15 protein-coding genes are annotated in these 18,707 nt (G+C 41.9%); 6 read left to right on the plus strand and 9 right to left on the minus strand.

Annotated features, from left to right (window positions below):
* Positions 1-39: 39 nt before the first annotated feature.
* From C2M32_RS17670 to dnaK, 7 genes are all read right to left on the minus strand, one after another.
* Positions 40-858 carry a DMT family transporter gene (locus C2M32_RS17670; protein ID WP_105169635.1) on the minus strand — a complete coding sequence of 273 codons (819 nt, stop codon included), beginning with the start codon at positions 856-858 and terminating at the stop codon, positions 40-42.
* A 2-nt stretch (positions 859-860) separates the two neighbouring features.
* Positions 861-1,805 (minus strand): kinase, encoded by a 945-nt coding sequence (locus C2M32_RS17675; protein ID WP_199886186.1) that lies wholly within the window; start codon positions 1,803-1,805, stop codon positions 861-863.
* Between the two features lie 133 nt (positions 1,806-1,938).
* Entirely contained in the window at positions 1,939-4,188 is a 2,250-nt protein-coding gene (locus C2M32_RS17680) for an acyl-CoA dehydrogenase (RefSeq protein WP_105169637.1), read from the minus strand.
* Between the two features lie 454 nt (positions 4,189-4,642).
* The gene (locus tag C2M32_RS17685) at positions 4,643-5,479 is read right to left on the minus strand and encodes an ion transporter (protein WP_105169638.1); all 837 of its coding nucleotides are present in this window, start codon (positions 5,477-5,479) and stop codon (positions 4,643-4,645) included.
* A gap of 242 nt (positions 5,480-5,721) precedes the next feature.
* Entirely contained in the window at positions 5,722-6,180 is a 459-nt protein-coding gene (gene ybaK / locus C2M32_RS17690) for a Cys-tRNA(Pro) deacylase (protein WP_105169639.1), read from the minus strand.
* A 381-nt stretch (positions 6,181-6,561) separates the two neighbouring features.
* Positions 6,562-7,695, minus strand: coding sequence for a molecular chaperone DnaJ (gene dnaJ / locus C2M32_RS17700; protein ID WP_105169641.1), 1,134 nt, complete (start codon positions 7,693-7,695; stop codon positions 6,562-6,564).
* Between the two features lie 123 nt (positions 7,696-7,818).
* Positions 7,819-9,738, minus strand: coding sequence for a molecular chaperone DnaK (dnaK, locus tag C2M32_RS17705; protein ID WP_105169642.1), 1,920 nt, complete (start codon positions 9,736-9,738; stop codon positions 7,819-7,821).
* A 239-nt stretch (positions 9,739-9,977) separates the two neighbouring features.
* Between dnaK and C2M32_RS17710 the strand changes: the two genes are divergently transcribed.
* The 4 genes from C2M32_RS17710 to C2M32_RS17725 all read left to right on the plus strand — a co-directional run bounded on the left by C2M32_RS17710 (position 9,978) and on the right by C2M32_RS17725 (position 14,423).
* A complete protein-coding gene (locus tag C2M32_RS17710) occupies positions 9,978-10,769 on the plus strand; it encodes a thioesterase family protein (RefSeq protein WP_105169643.1) in 792 nt (263 codons plus the stop codon).
* A gap of 182 nt (positions 10,770-10,951) precedes the next feature.
* Positions 10,952-12,160 carry a paraquat-inducible protein A gene (locus C2M32_RS17715; protein WP_105169644.1) on the plus strand — a complete coding sequence of 403 codons (1,209 nt, stop codon included), beginning with the start codon at positions 10,952-10,954 and terminating at the stop codon, positions 12,158-12,160.
* Positions 12,153-13,808: an intermembrane transport protein PqiB gene (gene pqiB, locus C2M32_RS17720; RefSeq protein WP_105169645.1), complete on the plus strand. Its 1,656-nt coding sequence runs from the start codon at positions 12,153-12,155 to the stop codon at positions 13,806-13,808. The genes C2M32_RS17715 and pqiB overlap by 8 nt, the downstream gene beginning before the upstream one ends.
* Positions 13,809-14,423: a PqiC family protein gene (locus C2M32_RS17725; RefSeq protein WP_105169646.1), complete on the plus strand. Its 615-nt coding sequence runs from the start codon at positions 13,809-13,811 to the stop codon at positions 14,421-14,423.
* A gap of 24 nt (positions 14,424-14,447) precedes the next feature.
* Here the strand turns inward: C2M32_RS17725 and C2M32_RS17730 are convergent, their stop codons facing one another.
* Together C2M32_RS17730 and C2M32_RS17735 are read right to left on the minus strand one after the other, a co-directional pair.
* Positions 14,448-14,903, minus strand: coding sequence for a GNAT family N-acetyltransferase (locus C2M32_RS17730; RefSeq protein WP_105169647.1), 456 nt, complete (start codon positions 14,901-14,903; stop codon positions 14,448-14,450).
* 59 nt (positions 14,904-14,962) lie between these two features.
* Positions 14,963-17,845, minus strand: a complete 2,883-nt coding sequence (locus tag C2M32_RS17735) for an insulinase family protein (RefSeq protein ID WP_105169648.1) — start codon at positions 17,843-17,845, stop codon at positions 14,963-14,965.
* 150 nt (positions 17,846-17,995) lie between these two features.
* Between C2M32_RS17735 and C2M32_RS17740 the strand changes: the two genes are divergently transcribed.
* Positions 17,996-18,385 (plus strand): MAPEG family protein, encoded by a 390-nt coding sequence (locus tag C2M32_RS17740; protein ID WP_234401334.1) that lies wholly within the window; start codon positions 17,996-17,998, stop codon positions 18,383-18,385.
* 99 nt (positions 18,386-18,484) lie between these two features.
* On the plus strand, positions 18,485-18,670 hold the full coding sequence (locus C2M32_RS17745) for a hypothetical protein (protein WP_105169650.1): 186 nt from the start codon (positions 18,485-18,487) through the stop codon (positions 18,668-18,670).
* Positions 18,671-18,707: the final 37 nt, after the last annotated feature.

Below are 18,707 nucleotides of genomic sequence, written 5' to 3' on the forward strand. Positions count from 1 at the left end.
AAGCAACACAGAATTAAACGCCCGCATTAGCGGGCGTTTCTATATGAGTAATATAAGTGTGCTTAGCAGCATAAAAAAAATCGCCACACATTGCTTGTTGGTCAGCTGCTCTTTAAATATCCACGCGCCTACCAACATCGCGCTGATAATGCCGATAGAACGCTTTAACCCTTCGACTATACCTGGCTGCATCAACTCAATTGCCACAAGCTGAAAAATAACCGCACTTGAAAATACTAATGCTGAAACACTCCACCAACCAATGTGCTTTTGAATAGCATCCAACTTTACGCGCACGCCCAATGCCAAAGCTGTAGCGCTTAGTACTATGATCGTTATGTAAGTAGCATGAAACGCTTTATCTGAGTACTGTAAAGCATACTTATCGATAACAATGCTACATCCCCAGCACGCTGAAGTAAGTAGAGCTTGCCAAATACCGCCCTCTGAAGTGTTTAACCGAGCTCCCATTAACCAAAAAGAACCACTGACTATTCCCAAAATTCCAAAAATTTGTACTAATGTCAGTGGCTCTTTGAGCCATAGCCATGCCAGCAAGGCTGAACATACGGGCGTGAAAGATAACATTGATAATACGATGGCTATTTTTCCAATAGCAAGAGCACGAATAAACGCAACGCTGGCTATGGCTGCAAGTAATCCACTGAAGCTTGCTGGCAGAAAGTACTCAATTGACGGCAGCTTAGCACCACCGTACACCCATAACATCAAAAATACTGGCAACACACTCAGACTAAATACCACAGACATAAGTGGGGCATCGTAATAAGCCGCGAGTTTCTTTCGGCAAAAATCAAACCCAGCCCAACATAGCGCACTCAACAATGCAAACAACATAGTTAACCTCTGACAAGTTTCAATGCGTTATGAGACTGCTCGCGCATATAGTTATTGATTTTAAAATGATCGGGTTTCCACCCTAATAGGAAACGATGAAAATCAGCCCAAACGACAGGCCATAATTCACGCCAACTGGTGACGATATCTTGAGTGCGTTGTGTACTGCATGTAGCAGATAAATTATCAGACAACATTGAAAAGTAATATTCGAGCAAGTTGTCAGCATTGGTCTGCAAGCCATCATTATCGAACACACTCGTAAAATACAGCATGACATCTTGTATACCAAGCCCCGAGCCAAGCCATTGAAAGTCATAGCCCAACACCTCTAGTTCGGGGCTAAACGCAAAGTTCGCAGCTTTTGCATCACCATGTATTTGGGTACGATAAGGACAGTCACGGATAAGTTCAGCAATACACTTTGCGTGTGTTTTTAGCTCTCCATGGGCCATTCTTTGCAACTCATCTGGGCGTGTAGCTAGATGCCAATACCCTCCCTCCTGCCAGCCAATATCTGCTCGCAAAACAAAGTAGCTGTGAAACTTTGCCAGCCAATTTAACACTTGGTGATGATGAGCAATTGATAACTCACTTTTCGGATTAAACCCTTCAGGCGCAAAATCGGCTAACACTAAACAAGTGGTATGGTCTCGCTGAATCGCGTGTATTAACTTAGGTACTTTGCAAACCTCGTTAAGCTGCACAGTTTGTTGCTGATAAAACGCCAGCTCAACTTGGTATGACTTTAACTTACGCGCCAACGCAAAATCTGATTGTATTATGTTTCTGTGAGTAAGCTGCGTTGGAACTTGGGCAAACTTGACCACCACATCGACACCATCCAAATGCATTCTATTTACTGAGCCACAACCACTCCAAAGCTGGCTACTACTCTCTTTATCTACAATATCTTTGAACGTTTCACTGAGAATTTCGTAAAGCATATCTGTCAATCACTACCCATTTATATTAAACGCTAACATTTTTTACCAATAAAAAAAGCCCCTGACGTATTGTTCAGGGGCTTTAAATGTAATTAAGTGCCGATACAGCTAGCACTTAAGGCATTGTTGACTGTTAGCTTGCTTGCTGAACTTTTTCAACAGGCTGGGCGTTGTCATCCAGTAAGTTCATATCAAAATCAAACTCATCAACGCGAATCGCTTTTTCACGTTTCCTATTGTAATCAATAAGCTGAGCATATTCCTCTGAACTAATCAGGTTAGCTGTAAGCGCGTTATCCAGCGTCTCTGCAAAACGCACTCCTGGCTTAATTTGCTTACTACGAAGGGCTTTTTTCACTTTAGCTAGTAGGTCTAGACACGCCATCTTAGCTTTATAAGCTTGCTCGTTGATGTCATGACCATCACCAGCCGTAGGCTTGATCAAATGCGTTAGCTGTGCTTTGAACGCTGTATCAAGCTGAGCAGCTTGTGCTAGCTCACGAACTAAATCATCGCTGATTGTTGGCATTCTATGTGTGTAATGCATAGTGATAACACGCATAAACTTACGAGTTCCAGACGCAGGGAAGTTGTCTAAAAACTTATGCAACGCGTTTTCTGCACTTTGTAATGCCCAGCGTGTGGCATAATGGAAATATGGCGCCGCGGCCTGTCTATCAGCAACCGCAACTTTTTGCTCATAATACTTAATCGATGCCATAGCTGCATACAGATAACTCATTACATCGCCTAAACGTGCTGACAACATTTCAGCCTGCTTCAACTTACCACCTAATACCAACAGCGAGAAATCTGCATAAACAGCAAGTTTTGCTGATAGCTGATGCGCAGCCTTCTCATAAGCTTGCACCTCAGGCAATTGTGATTTACTTCCTGCAGTAAACGGTAATAAGCCAAGACGGAACGCTCGAAGACTATTGCCAATGCTGTAGCCTACAGTTTTACGTAGAATCTTATTAAAGGTTTTATCTGCATCCTGTTCCTGACTATGAATAGACTCAACCATAGACTGTAAGTATGGGTGACAGCGCATAACACCTTGACCAAAGATCATTAGGTTTCGAGTTAAAATATTCGCACCTTCAACCGTGATAGCAATTGGTTGCGCAACATAACCACTTGCAAGAGTGTTTTGCGGACCATTTTGAATTGCTTTACCAGCTTGAATATCCATTGCAGAATCTAAAACATCACGGCCAATTTCAGTCATGTGATATTTAGCAATTGCAGTCACTACTGACGGCTTAAGACCCATTCCCAGACCTTCAGTCGTTAAGACTCGCATCGCTTCTTGCAAGTACGTTTTACCCGCGATATCAGCGAGCTTCTCTTGAATACCTTCAAACTGACCAATAGATAGACCAAATTGTTCACGTACCGCGGCGTACTCTGATGCTGACTTAAGTGCAACTTGTGCAGTTGAAACACCCAGCGCAGGTAGAGAAATACCACGTCCTGCTCCCAAACAGCTCACTAGCATCTGCCAGCCACGACCAATGTTTTTCTGACCACCAATGATAAAGTCCATAGGAATGAACACTTTGTTACCACGAGTTGTCCCGTTATAAAAACGAATGCCCATAGGGTCATGACGATTGCCCAGCTCTACACCTGGGTGAGATTTAGGAATTAGCGCACATGTGATGCCCAAGTGTTCTTTACCGCCCAGTAGACCATCAGGGTCTTCTACTTTAAACGCCAAACCAAGTACTGTTGCGATAGGTGCTAAGGTAATGTAGCGTTTGTCCCACGTTACCTCTAAACCAATCACTTCTTCGCCGTTATACTGACCTTTTTTAACGATACCAATATCTGGAATACCGCCGGCATCAGAACCTGCTTCTGGGCTTGTTAGCGCAAAACATGGGATTTCGCGACCGTTTGCAAGACGAGGTAAGTAATGAGCTTGCTGCTCCTCTGTACCGTAATGAAGTAATAATTCACCTGGCCCCAACGAGTTCGGAACCATGACCGTAACAGCAACTGCTGATGATTTCGTTGCGATAGTACCTACGATAGTAGAGTTAGCATAAGGGCTGAACTCAAGACCACCAAAAGATTTAGGGATAATAAGAGAGAAAAAACGCTCTTTTTTCAAAAATTCTAAAATATGCTCTGGCAAATGTTTACTGTTTTGAATAACAGAATCGTCGATCATCGCCATTAATTCTTTTACTGGACCGTCTAAGAACGCTTGCTCATCAGCACTTAGTTTTGCTTCTGGCACAGCTCTTAGCGCGTCAAAATCAGGTTTGCCTTGGTAGATAGACCCTTCAAGCCATACATCACCAGCATCTAATGCTTCTTGCTCAGTTACTGAAATGCTTGGTAATACTTTCTTTAGTTGTGTTCTTAAACTCATAATCAACTCATCCGACCAGATAGATATACCTACATTACGGCACAAAAATCACAATAGATCAATCACTCTAGAAACATTTTTTACGAGTTTTTTACTGCGGTTTCATTTGATTAAGAATATTTATAAGCAAATTAAAAGCTTACACGTGTACGCTGAAACGATACTTTTTTGCAGTCTATTTAGATTAAAGGGAGAAGTTTTATCGGAACTTTAGAAGCTACATCTGAATATCAAATACTCATAGAGTGTATTGTTGACGCCCTGTCATCGTTACCATTCGCTACGGCAACGCTAGTTGAGAATGAGTCTAAAGTCGGTAAGTGTGATGATATCGACAGTATTTGGCATAGCATGTAGAGCGTTAGATAAGCTTAAATGCACTCTAACGCTCGAGCAATTTTGCTTTGCTACCGCTAGATGGGACTAGTCGGTAGCGGTAGCGTGTCCAGCAAACTTATGCAGAGTGGTCTTTTTGAACAGTATCAACTGCATTTCGCTGTTGTTGCACAATTAATGCCTTTAATTGCTGAATTTCGTTATGTAAATCCGCAATTGTAGGGACATTTTGTGCGTCTGCTTTTTCTTTTCTTAGTTTTGATCGTTCATCTTCCATCACATTTACTACAATACCAATCACCATGTTTAAAAATGCAAATGCGGTGAAGAATATAAACGTTAAATAAAATATCCAAGACATCGGATAAACTTCCATTGTTTCATACTGAATATCAGTCCAATCTTCAAATGTCATTATTCTGAAGAGTGTTAGCATGGATATTGCTATATCTCCCCACAATTTTGGATTTATATCTTTGAATACAAAACTACCAATTGCAGCATAAATATAAAAGATTATGAACATCAATAAAATAACGTAACCTAATTGTGGCATCGCTTTTAATAAAGAGTTTATCAATATCCGCAGCTCTGGTACGACGGAGACCATCCGCAACACCCTAAACACTCTAACAAGCCTTGCTAAAAGCGCCATTTCACTATCGTTGATTGGGATAAGGCTAATTGCCACCACTAACGTGTCAAAAATATTCCAGCCTTTGGTAAAGAACCGCTTTTTATCATCATCTGCAATGAAACGCACTGCAAGCTCGAATAGAAAAAACAAAGTAATAAAGATATCGAGCAGGTGAGTAACTGTGATAGCACCACTTGAGAGAGGAAAAGTTTTCGCCCCTATTTCAAGGGCAGAAATGATGATCACTGCAACAACTGACAACTCAAAAGCTTTGTTGTTTTTTAAAGTGTTTAATTTATATTTGATATTTTCGTACATACTCTACCAAAACAGTTAAAAAATAGCTTATATTTAGGAACTTGAAAGATTATATCTGTTAGGTTTCAATCGAGGGAGCTTTTTATTATAAAAATAAATAGAAAAGCGACTAAAAATAACTACTTTATGATCAGGTAAGACGATACATGATATTATTCGATTAGATCTATAAACTCGTTACTCTAATAAATGCCTTCTAACACCTTTTCTATAGTAGCCTTTCAAAACACTGAGTTCTTTAGTTAAAACTGTGCAAATCTAGCATTACACAACCGACTCAAGTCCTCAGGCGCAACTTCAACTTCCAACCCCCTTTTTCCTGCGCTAACGTATATTGTGGTGAATTTTTTCGCGTCATTATGAAGCAATGTGTTAAGGCGTTTCTTCTGTGCAAAAGGGCTGATCCCACCGATTAAATATCCCGTGGTAGTTTGCGCTTTTTTTGCATCAGCCATCATGGCCTTTTTCCCTTTACACGCCTTAGCAAAAGCTTTCAGGTCCACCTGTCGTGTTGCAGGCAAGATAGCCACGTGCAATACACCGTCTACATCCACCAGCAATGTCTTAAATACTTGTTCAGTTAGTAGTCCTAATTTTTCAGCGGCTTCGTTAGCAAAATTATGTTGTGATGGGTCATGTTCAAACTTAAGTATTTGAAACTGTATACCTTGCTGTTCTAGTAAGTTAATTGCTGGTGTCATTGCCCCTCCTTCGTACTGTCAATTAAGTTACATCATAGTAGACAAAACCTCACTCTAGACTAAAGTATTATATTGTCACTAGAAGATAAAAAGATGGGTGTGATGCATAGAAAATATCTTTTTTTCATATTCGCAGTGATTGTTGTTTTGGTACTAGTAAATTTTTTACAGGATGAATATATGATGTGGAGCGACACGCTCGCCTGTGGTACCAAATGTGAATTATTAGGTTGTAAAACAGGACAATTACTCTTGGGTCAGTACGACCAAACGATTGCCTGTAAATGTGAAAGCAAACATGATTACTTGGTGCTGCTAAATTAGCTAAGCACAAACAAAAACGGCGCTTAATGCGCCGTTTTTTACATCCGATTCTTGATTCTACTTTGTTAAATCATCAAAAAACTTTTTTACACCATCGAAGAAGCCTTGCGCTTTGGGGCGGTTTTTACCGTTCATTCCCCCCATGCTCTCTTCAAACTCTTTCAATAGCTCTTTTTGGCGGTCATTAAGGTTTACTGGGGTTTCCAGTACAACTTTACAAATCAAATCGCCTACTGCACCACTGCGTACGGATTTAACACCCTTACCACGCATACGGAACATCTTGCCAGTTTGACTCTCAGCAGGGATCTTCAGGTTCGCTCGTCCATCAAGTGTTGGCACTTCAATTTCACCACCCAATGCCGCAGTACTGAAACTGATTGGTACTTCACAGTACAAATTATTACCATCGCGAGTAAAAATTGGGTGTTCGCGTACCGCGACTTGAACATACAGATCACCCGCTGGTGCTCCGTGCAACCCTGCTTCGCCTTCCCCTGATAGACGAATACGGTCACCTGTATCAACACCTGCTGGGATCTTCACATTCAGTGTTTTAGTCTTTTCTACGCGACCTTGTCCATGACATTTGTTACACGGATCAGAAATGATTGATCCCGTACCTTGACATGTTGGACAAGTTTGCTGCACTGCGAAAAAGCCTTGACGCATCTGTACCTGACCAGCTCCGTGACAGGTAGTACAAGTTTTAGGTTTAGAACCTGCCTTGGCACCACTACCATCACAAGGACTACAACTTACCCAAGTCGGTACTTTAATTTCAGCTTCCTTACCACGAACGGCTTCTTCAAGCGAGAGGTCCATGTTGTAACGAAGATCTGCACCACGCTGTTGACGTGATTGACGACGCCCACCGCCACCAAAAATATCACCGAATACGTCGCCAAAAATATCACCAAAGTCACCATGACCGCCGCCGAAACCACCGTGGCCACCGCCATTCTGATCAAAGGCTGCATGGCCGTATTGGTCATACATCTGACGCTTTTGGCTATCAGTTAGTACTTCGTACGCTTCTTTTACTTCTTTAAACTTAGTTTCTAGCTCAGCATTACCCGCCGTACGGTCTGGGTGATACTTCATCGCCAAGCGTTTGTACGCTTTTTTTATGTCACGTTCGCTGGCATCTTTGCTAACGCCTAGTACTTCGTAATAATCACGTTTTGACATAGTTATCACATTACTCTAGTTAAATGATGTGCCTGAGCTCATCAAACTGGCCTAGGGCCAAAATTTACATACACTAAGGGCGCGACAAGCGAAATTCGCCAGCGCGCCCTTACAAGTCAACAATTACTTGTCGTCTTTAACTTCTTCAAACTCAGCATCAACAACATCGTCGTCTTGCTTTGAAGAACCCTGCGCACCAGCTTCTGGACCTGCTTGGCCAGCTTGCGCTTTAGCCTGAGCAATTTCCATTAGCTTTTGAGATTTCTCTGCTAATGCTTGTACTTTTGCATCGATTTCTTCTTTGCTGTCGCCTTTGATAGCTGTTTCAAGCTCGCTTAATGCAGCTTCAATCGCTTCTTTATCTTCCGCAGGAAGTGCATCACCAGCTTCTTCTACTTGCTTACGCGTACCATGAACCATTGCATCGGCTTGGTTACGTGAAGAAACTAGTTCTTCGAACTTCTTATCTTCTTCTGCATTCGCTTCAGCATCACGTACCATTTTTTCTACTTCTTCATCGCTTAGACCTGAAGAAGCTTGGATGGTGATCTTCTGCTCTTTACCTGTATCTTTGTCTTTTGCAGATACGTGTAAGATACCGTCAGCATCAACATCGAATGTTACTTCGATTTGTGGTACACCGCGCTGAGCTGGGCGAATACCTTCTAGGTTGAATTGACCTAAAGATTTGTTGTCGCTTGAACGTTTACGCTCACCTTGTAGTACGTGGATTGTTACCGCAGACTGATTATCTTCAGCTGTTGAGAATGTTTGCGACTTTTTAGTAGGGATAGTCGTGTTTTTCTCAATCAGTGCAGTCATCACTTGACCCATAGTCTCAATACCTAGAGATAGAGGACATACGTCAAGTAGTAGTACGTCTTTCACGTCACCAGCAAGTACACCACCTTGAACCGCAGCACCTACAGCTACTGCTTCATCAGGGTTAACGTCTTTACGCGGCTCTTTACCGAAGAAGTCTGCAACTGTCTTCTGTACCAGTGGCATACGTGTTTGACCACCAACTAGGATGATGTCGTTTACATCGCTTACAGATAAATCAGCATCAGCAAGTGCTTGTTTAAGCGGCTCGATTGACTTGGTCACTAAATCTTCCACTAGTGATTCAAGTTTTGCACGAGTTAGCTTAACGTTCATGTGCTTAGGACCTGTCGCATCAGCCGTTACATAAGGTAGGTTTACCTCAGTTTGCTGCGCTGAAGAAAGCTCAATTTTTGCTTTCTCTGCTGCTTCTTTAACACGCTGCATTGCTAGCGGGTCAGTTTTAAGGTCGATACCTTGGTCTTTTTTGAACTCTGCAACTAGGTAGTTGATAACACGGTTGTCAAAGTCTTCACCACCTAGGTGAGTGTCACCGTTAGTCGCGAGTACTTCAAACGTGTGCTCGCCATCAACTTCGTCGATTTCGATGATTGAGATATCGAATGTACCACCACCTAAGTCGTATACTGCAACAACGTTATCGCCTTGCTTTTTGTCCATACCGTAGGCTAGAGCAGCCGCTGTAGGCTCGTTGATGATACGCTTAACTTCAAGACCCGCGATACGACCAGCATCTTTAGTTGCTTGGCGCTGTGAGTCATTAAAGTATGCAGGTACTGTGATAACAGCTTCAGTTACTTCTTCACCTAAGAAGTCCTCAGCGGTTTTCTTCATTTTCTTCAGTACTTCTGCTGAAATTTGAGGTGCCGCACGCTTTTCACCACGTACTTCTACCCATGCATCACCATTATCTGCTTTAACGATTTGGAAAGGCATGATACCGATATCGCGCTGTACTTCTTCGTCTTCAAAACGACGACCGATTAGACGCTTAATCGCAAATAGTGTGTTTTGTGGGTTTGTCACCGCTTGGCGCTTAGCCGGCTGACCTACAAGTGTTTCACCTTCAGCTGTATATGCAATAATTGAAGGGGTTGTACGATCACCCTCAGCGTTTTCGATAACGCGTGCTTTATCACCATCAAGTACTGCTACACAAGAGTTAGTAGTACCTAAATCGATTCCAATAATTTTACCCATGAATCTTCTCCGACTTCAAAATTCGTTGTTCTGTTAGATGCTTTTGTAAATAAGGGCGACAAAATTGAATTCAAGCTTAAAAGTGAAAAAAATTTCGTTTTTTTTATTTTTATTCTGTTTTGAGTGCTTTTTGGGCAAAAAATGGCAGTTTTATTATTACTTTTTAATCGCACCAAACTGGTCTGACCTCAGTGGCTGTGATATAAACCAGTTGAACAAAGTCGTCTTTAGGGGATGTTATGCATTTCGATCAATTATTGGCTCAAGCTGCGACACTGGGAAGTGCTGCTATGCAGTTTCCAGCAAACTGGTGTCAGGGCCGTACAGCATTTGGCGGACTTTCTGCCGCACTCATGTATCAAGCTATCAGACAACATGTAGACAGTGAGCGCCGGTTGCTTTCACTTAGTACTAACTTTGTAGGCCCATTATTAGCAGAACATGATTTCACAATTCATGTTGAAGTGCTTCGTACTGGCAAAAATAGTAATCAAGTGATGGCCAAAATCATTCAGAATGAACAGGTTGTTGTGATCACGCAAGCATGCTTTGGCGCTAGGCGCAATTCAAACGTACGTGTTGATGTAGTAAAGAAAATGAGTTTAAAAGCTGTCGATGAGCGTCATATGTTGCCTTATCAAAAAGGTATCATGCCAGAGTTCTTCCAACATGTTGCATTGTGCCCACAACAAGGTGGTATGCCGTTTAGTGGCGTAGAGACTTCTCATCTAGGCGGCTGGATGCGCTTTAAAGACACGCCACAAAGTATGAATGAAGCCCATATCATTGCCCTCACGGATGCGTGGCCCCCTACGTTGCTGCAAATGTATAAACAGCCAGCTCCGGCCAGCAGCATGTCTTGGTATCTGGAGTTTGTTCAAGAACCGCAACTAAAAGCAGATGACTGGTTAGGATTCGAGGCCATTACCCATCATTGTAAAGACGGTTATGGACTTGAGGATGGGTGTATCTGGAGTAGTAGCGGCGAATTGCTGGCCCTTACCCGTCAAACGGTAGCTTTATTCGACTAGCAGTTTTATCTGAGTGTCTCACCATTGTGAGACACTCAGTTCTCACTAACCGATGCCATTATATAACTTTATTTCTCAGACATGATGTTATAGACGTTTGTAGCCTTATTTAGATCAAATTTGCACTCATTTCATATTTGCCGCACACTTAGAGTAAGACTCTGAATTTAGATGACTAGTTTGTGATACTCGCTTGTAAACACTGCGACAAAATAATTAATGTCGGACATATTGGACAGCAACAGCGTGCGCTATGTCCATATTGTGGCTCACAACTGCTCAGTTGCAGAAACAACCAACAACAATGGATCAATGCATTTAGTGTTGCGTCATTGCTGTTTCTCTTTTCAAGCCTCTATCCCTCGTTTATTTCATTTAGTCAACACGGTCTCAAACAGCAAATAAGCCTGTGGGATGCGGCCACGTTATTGAGTGAAACTTATAGTACGATGCTAGCGTTTGTGTTCATTTTTACCATTTTACTCATGCCACTTGCGGTGTGTTCACTTGTGCTTATTACCCAAAGCCCACTGTGGAAGCAGCTCAACCCTCACAATGCTCGATGGATATCAAAATCTTTAAGTTACATTGTCCCCCTCAATTTGGCTGATATTTTTTTAGTGGCAGTATTGGTCAGCGCTTTTAAACTGATGGCATATGCCGATTTGCAGTTGGGCTACGGCTTTTGGTCATACGTGCTATTTGTGTTTTGCTTCATAGAGCTATTAACCCTAATTGATGAGAATGAACTTTGGCAGCGCCAACAGCCCCAGTTTGAGCCAAAGACACTGCTTTGTGGCAAAAGTGCTAAATCGCAAGCTCTCAAGCAATGTAGTGTTTGTGGTCAATTAACATCAAGCACACACTGTCCTCGCTGTTATGCTAAAACGCACTTTCGAAAGCCACAGGCCAATGCCAGAGCGCTCGCTTGGATGGTAACCGCCTTAGTGCTGATGATACCGGCCAACCTGCTACCTATCATGAATACGGTTAACCTTGGTCAGAATACCTTTGCTACAATTTTCTCAGGAATTGTGATCCTTTGGCAGGAAGGTTCATACCCAGTTGCCATTATTATTTTCGCTGCCAGTATTTGTATTCCGATCATCAAAGCGCTAGCACTATTTTATTTGCTTATTGAAACTCAGCGCTGCAAAAGAGTTGAGCAAGCATCCAAGCTTTACAGATGGTTAGAATGGATGGGTAAATGGTCGATGATTGATGTCTTTGTTGTCATCATTCTAGTCTCTTTGGTACAACTGGGGACGGTATTAACCGTAGAGCCGCAAATCGGCATCGTATTTTTCGCAGTTATGGTTCTTTGTCAGATGATGTCTGTACATAGCTTTGATCCAAGAATTTTATGGGATAGATTAAACCCTCATGAGTGAACATGCATATATAGAAACAAAACCTAAGTTCTCTGTTATTTGGTTTGTGCCGATTATTGCCTTATGTGTAACCATCTGGATGTTATACCAGCACCAACTTAATAAAGGTCATACTGTCTTTATAAAGATGTCTAATGCCGACGGTATAATTGCGGGTAAAACTCAAGTCAGAGTACGTAGCGTTAAAATCGGGTTAGTAGAATCTCTTCGTTTACAACTTGAGCAAAATGCCGTCATCGCCAAGGTGCAAATTGATACCATGTATGAACCCTTGTTAACTTCTGACGCGAAAATATGGGTTGTAAAGCCGCGTATTGATGAATCTGGTATCTCTGGAATGAATACGTTGCTCTCTGGTGTATATCTCGAACTTGAGCCTGGTACCAGCAAAATACAATCTTCGCTATTTACCTTGCAAGATGAGCCCGCTCTCATTGGTGCAGATATCGAAGGTAAGCGATATAAACTTAAATCCAGACATGCTGAAGTCTTAGACGTTGGCACAGGCATTTACTTTCGCAATTTCAAAATCGGCCAAATTGAATCAGCCAATTTCAATATCGACAATCTCGCTATGGAATACGGTATTTTTGTGTTCTCTCCCTATGATCAACTCATCGCAGACAATATGATTTTTTGGGTTGCCTCTGGCGTGTCCATTAATTTATCAACCGAAGGCATAGATGTGTCTACAGGCAGTTTATCTAAGCTCATCAAAGGAGGCATTTCGGTAGATTACCCACCGGATCAGGCACCATCTGAAACCGCTGAAGCCCAAATGACCTTTGCTCTACACGAAAATTTTTCAACGGCATTAGAACAGCGCTTTGATGATTTTGATTTTTATTTAATAGAATTTGAACAGTCCATTCGTGGCCTACGCTCCGGTGCCCCTGTAGAATATCGAGGAATGCGTATCGGTACGGTAGAACAAGCCCCCGCGCAATTAAAGCGTAATGGTCAACCTTTGTACTTTCAACAAGATAGTACGTCAATTCCCGTTCTTATTCGCATCGAATATGGTCGTTTATTCGAACGCAGTGCAATTGCAAGAGAATATTGGCAGCAACATATAGAAAAATGGATTAGAAATGGATTGAGAGCTTCATTAAAAAGTGGCAATATGTTAACGGGTGCGATCTATATAGAGCTAGATTTCTACCCTGATGCGCCGGACGCTCGTGTGATGACATCTTCGCTTTATCCAACATTGCCAAGTGTGTCGAGCGGCTTCACCGCATTATCGGAACAGGTCACTAAACTTTTGAATAAGCTCAATGACCTACCTGTAAACAAGACGTTAGAACAACTTGATGGAACGTTAAAAGAATATAGGCAACTGGCAATGGAAATGAATGAATTAGTAGACTCATTTAACCAAACTGGCACTGCAAACAAAGTGAATGAGAACTTAGACAACATCAAAGTTACGTTAACACAGTTAACATCTAGCTTACGACAGTTTGAAAAAACACTCACCCATTATCAGCAAGACTCAACGATGGTTGAACAATTGACGGATACTTTGGAAGAGTTAGAAAGTTTATCAAACACCTTAAAACCTTTTGCAAAAGGGTTGAACGAACAACCAAACATGATAATTTTCAATAAACAAACGCCTGACGATCCAGAACCAAGGAAAAAGTAAATGCGCTATTTTGGGAGCTGCTTTTTTATTTTATTGCTAAGCGCATGTAGTAATCCTACAAGCCAAACGAGTCAATATTATGGCTTTTCTTTAGACTTGTCCCAACAGCAACGTGCTGAGGCAAGTCAACCTGCGCATACACTTAAAGTAAATACTGTCAAAATGAGTGGCACCGCCGATCAACAAGGGATCGTACAGCGGCTAGATGATAACAAGGTATCGGTCGCGCAATATCACTTTTGGGCTGAACATCCCAGATACATGCTTACACGTTCACTCACTCAAGCGCTTACTAGAGACTTATCGCAATGGCAAATTCTAAATGCTGATGTACCTACCACTCCAGCCAACAGCTATGTATTGTCCATTGTTGTGGACGATTTTGCGGGCCATTATAAAGCGGGTTCACTAGTGAGTGGGCGTTGGTTTGTCTATACGCACCGCAATGGCGACACGGAGCTACTCATACATCGCCCCTTTACTTTAACTGAGCCACTCAAAGAAAACGGTTTTTCACCTTTAGTGCAGGCACTACAAGTGTCGTGGCTCAAACTCAGTGCCGATATTTCTTCTCAGCTTGCCACCATTACGCAAAATCCAGACGGTACAAATTAGCTGGTTGCAGATTATCGTCTAGAATCACCTTTTGTTGGTAACTAAACCCACATGCTTGTAGCAGTTTTGCACTGGATGCATTATCTGGCGACGTAATAGCAAGACAGAGGTCAACCCAATCTTGTCACGAGCGAATTCGAGTAGTGCAATAGCAGCCTCGCGCGCATACCCTTGCCCCGTATAACTATCTAAAAACGCATAGCCAAGATCTGGTACGTTAAAGACTGGCCGCTGGTAAAAACCCACAATGCCAATCGGTGTTCCATCGGTCAGTGTAACTATATATGGCGCTTTTTCACTCACCTTGTAAGGCTCAAAAAAAGCATTTTGAATATACTTGTTTGCGCTTTCAATTGTATTCACCTGCTTATCAGCAATGTTATCGATAAAGCTTCGCTGATTGAGTAATTGCAAAATAAAGTTGGCGTCATCAAGAACGGCTCGGCGGATCATCAAGCGTTGTGTGTTTATTATTGTCATTATTAACTGCCTTAATTTAAATCAGGTGGATATGCTCAGCATATCCACCTCTTGCTAACTTACTGTAAAGAGATACTTTTATATAGCTCTTCCAAGGTTGCAAGCTTTGTCTGCTTAGGTAACTGCGCAAATGGTTTATCTTTAAACTTGCTACCACGCATTTGGATATTAAGTCTCGGAGCATCTGGATTTAACATCGTTTGCTGATAGTAGTTTTGAATATCTTTAAGCTCTACCTGCTCCACCGCTTTGATCAATTTTTGCTTCGAGTCATAAGCGAACCTTTCTTTATACCAATCTGCCAGTAATGGCGATAGCTCATCACTTAGGTTTTTTGGCTCCTCATTCAACGACACAAGTGCAGCACTTTTCAGCTGTGCAAATGTCGCTTCGTCTAATTGCAATAAAGTTTTCGCGTACTCTTGCTTGAATGCGTCAAAACGTGCTTGCATCGACTTCACATCCATAACTGGAGATTGGATGAAAAGCCCCAACGCCGAGTAATCTTCGATACTACGCACCGTCGCGCCCACAGCATACGCAAGCTGTTCCTCTGTGCGCAATGTATCAAAAATATTTGTTCTTAAATGATTCTGTAAGATCAATGCAGCAGCCTTTTGTTGATATCCAGGTGTTGGATGAACGTGCATATCAATTATGGCAACATCAGCAACATCAATATCTTGCTGCCATACAAGGGTTTCCCCTAATTTGGGCTGCCAATACTTAGTCATCACATAGTCTGTATGGATTTTTGCAGCCGGTAACGCCTGTGTGATCACTTGCGCAACTTGCGTTAAATCTTCTTGGCTGTAATTACCGTAGCTGAAAACTCTCACTTGATTTTCAGTTAGTATGCTTTCCTGAATAGCGTTAAACTGCTCTAAAGTCAGAGTTTGCGCCGTTTTGATCAAGGCTTGCGTGTCGTACTCTCCCGCTTGAATCATTTTCCCTAACTGACCAAATGCCTGATAAAAAGGAAACTGCTTCCCTTCATTAAGCAACGCCCTTGTGTATCGGTCTACTGCCTGAGCAAATGCGTCTTCTGAAACATTGACACGGATATTTTTCATGCCCTGAGCAAGCAGCACTGGCTGTTTATCAGTAAACCCAGCGACCCTCATCACCATACCGTCACTAGGCGTCAGCGATAACGACATCCCCGCTACGAGTGCCTCTGTTTGTAACTTACTTTGCTCTATTGCAAATAGGTCAGACCAAAGCGCTAGACTTACATCGGTATTTATATCTGTCGTCCGTTGTGGAGAGTTAATATAAATATGCATACTTCCTTTGGGCTGATGTGAAAAACGCTCGCTCGGTGTATGCCAAATCACAAGACCTGGGCGTTCATATACTTTCTGCACACCAAACTTTGCCTGTTCAGCCGTCGTTTTGATTGCAAATTGCTCCGGTAAAAGCCTATTTACACTTGGCAATTGCAGCGCCATCTGGCTTGGCTGAGCCCAACTAGCAATTTCCTGTTCTGGAATATCCGTGATCTTGTACTTGCCATCATAAAAATGGAGCTGACTATCAGTTGGTTCGTCTTTGCTGATATACCAGACGCGTAAATGTTCGCTATCTAGCTGGCTAAGCACCTCTTTTACTGACTTCTTATCAAATTCGGCATAGAAATAATTAGCATTGATGGCATGATTGACGGGGTATTTTTGCATGCTATCAGTCAGATTACTTACATAGCCAAACTCGTCACTTTTTTCTAGGAATAGGAATTGGTTATTCAAAGAAGTGCGGATTTCATCGAAATATTTACTGTCTATTCCTTGCTGTTTGATAAGTTCGATGTACTTCATCACTGTGGCGACAATAAGCTCTCTATTCTGCATCCCTTTGTCTGTTAGGTTTATATCAACACTCAGCACACCATAGTTACCATACAGATCTGGGCTAGCGCCTGCTGTTAGCGATGAGATCAAGCCTTGCTCTTTCAATACCTGTGCTGGGCTACCTTGCATTTCATTGCTCAACAAATAGGTGACAAAGTAGTTGGGCTTAACCGCAAATTGCTCGATGTTATTCTCAATCGTAAAATCCAGTTTTAACTGCTTTACATCTTCATTCGGTTTGTAATGAATACGCTTTTTGCCGACTTTAGAAAAGTCTATTTGCTCTGTAACGGTTGGCTTCTCAATATTTTTGTTTTCGATGGTAGAGAAATGTTTACGCGCCTTTTCGACCATTACATCTAGAGGCTCATTAGAGAGCATAGCGAGCTTCATAATATTGGCCGAATAGTATCGCTGATAGAAAGCTACCGTTTCGGCGTGCAGATTGCTGCCTTCCTTATCGCCCAATGTCTCTAAGTTACCCGGTAAGAAGCGATTAGCTGGGTGTTCACCCATCATGTTTCTAGCTAGTTTGAACTGTCCAAAAAAGTCCATTTCACGTCGCATCGACCATTCAGCGTTCACCGCGTTTTTTTCTTTTTCCGTGTATTCAGGGTAGAGTTTTGGCGATTTAAAGAAATCAGAGAACCTATCTAAAGCTTCATCATAGGCATTATTATTTACCTTAAACATATAGTTAGTGATGTCTAACCAGGTGTATGCATTATGAGCACCACCATTGGCTGTCATAAAATCTGAATAGCCATTAGTATCAGGAAAACGCTCTGTACCCAAAAACAACATGTGCTCTAAATAGTGGGCCATCCCCTGTTGAGTCATCGGGTCGTGTAACAGCCCAACCCCCACACTCAATGCTGCGGCCGACTTATCTACACTTGGATCAGAGACAAGAATAACCTCGATGCCATTGTCTAACGTTAGGGTTTTATAAGCTCGCTCATCATTGGGGCTTACAACCAATTGTTGGCTAAGTAGAGAAGTATTTGAACGCTCAGAGCCTGTGTGATATTGACTACTGCATCCCGTGATCACACAGAGACTTAACACGCTTATTGCAAAAAGCTTTTTCATAACGATTCCATTTTGTATTTGCTTAACGACATCAATAGTCTTTACTATGGTGATGTTTTGCAACTAATTAGCAGACTCGATTGTAACACTCTGTAAACCAAGGACTATATTACTATGCTCATCAATCCCACAAAAATTATAATTATCTCTATGTTTTTACAAACTTTTCTTACTTTTGCAGTGATGGTGATCATGGGCAGACGCCGCTTTGCTGCTGCTCACAAAGGTGATATTCCTCTGGCGGCTTTCAAAACGATGCAGCTAAGCCAAGCCCCTGAAAATGTGCAACTTGCAAGCAGAAATTTTGAAAACCAATTTGAAATTCCAGTGTTGTTTTTTGTGGTTTGCCTATTAGGGCTACATCTACAGGCAACCGGTTGGTTTTTTGCTGTAAATTCCGCACTGTTTGTTATTTCTCGCTTGGCACATAGCTGGGTTCATTTAACAAGCAACCATGTTCTAACCCGTTTTAGGCTGTTTATGCTTGGCTGTTTATTCGTAATTATGCAATGGATAGCATTGGCTGTAACATTTATATAACCAGTCGTTATTAAAAACCCACAGTATGTAACATAAAGTTCTTTATATACTCGCGTATTTTGTTAGCATGTGTCTCCAATAATCATGAGGGTGAACACAATGAATAACGAAATGCCAATATGTGATTTTGGGCTCCATGCAGGGGAACCTTATACTAAACTACCTGCTAGCTTTCTTAACTGGATGGTTGAGGTCAATCATGACAAGTCACAGCTAGCAAAACAAGAGTTGATGCGTCGAGAAGATGCAGTGTTTGCAGCCTGCGCTAACTCTAAAAATTCATAATTTTTATCATTTATATTTAGAGTTTTTAGTTTAAAAT

The organism is Pseudoalteromonas sp. T1lg23B, assembly GCF_002964665.1.
Taxonomy (GTDB): Bacteria; Pseudomonadota; Gammaproteobacteria; order Enterobacterales; family Alteromonadaceae; genus Pseudoalteromonas.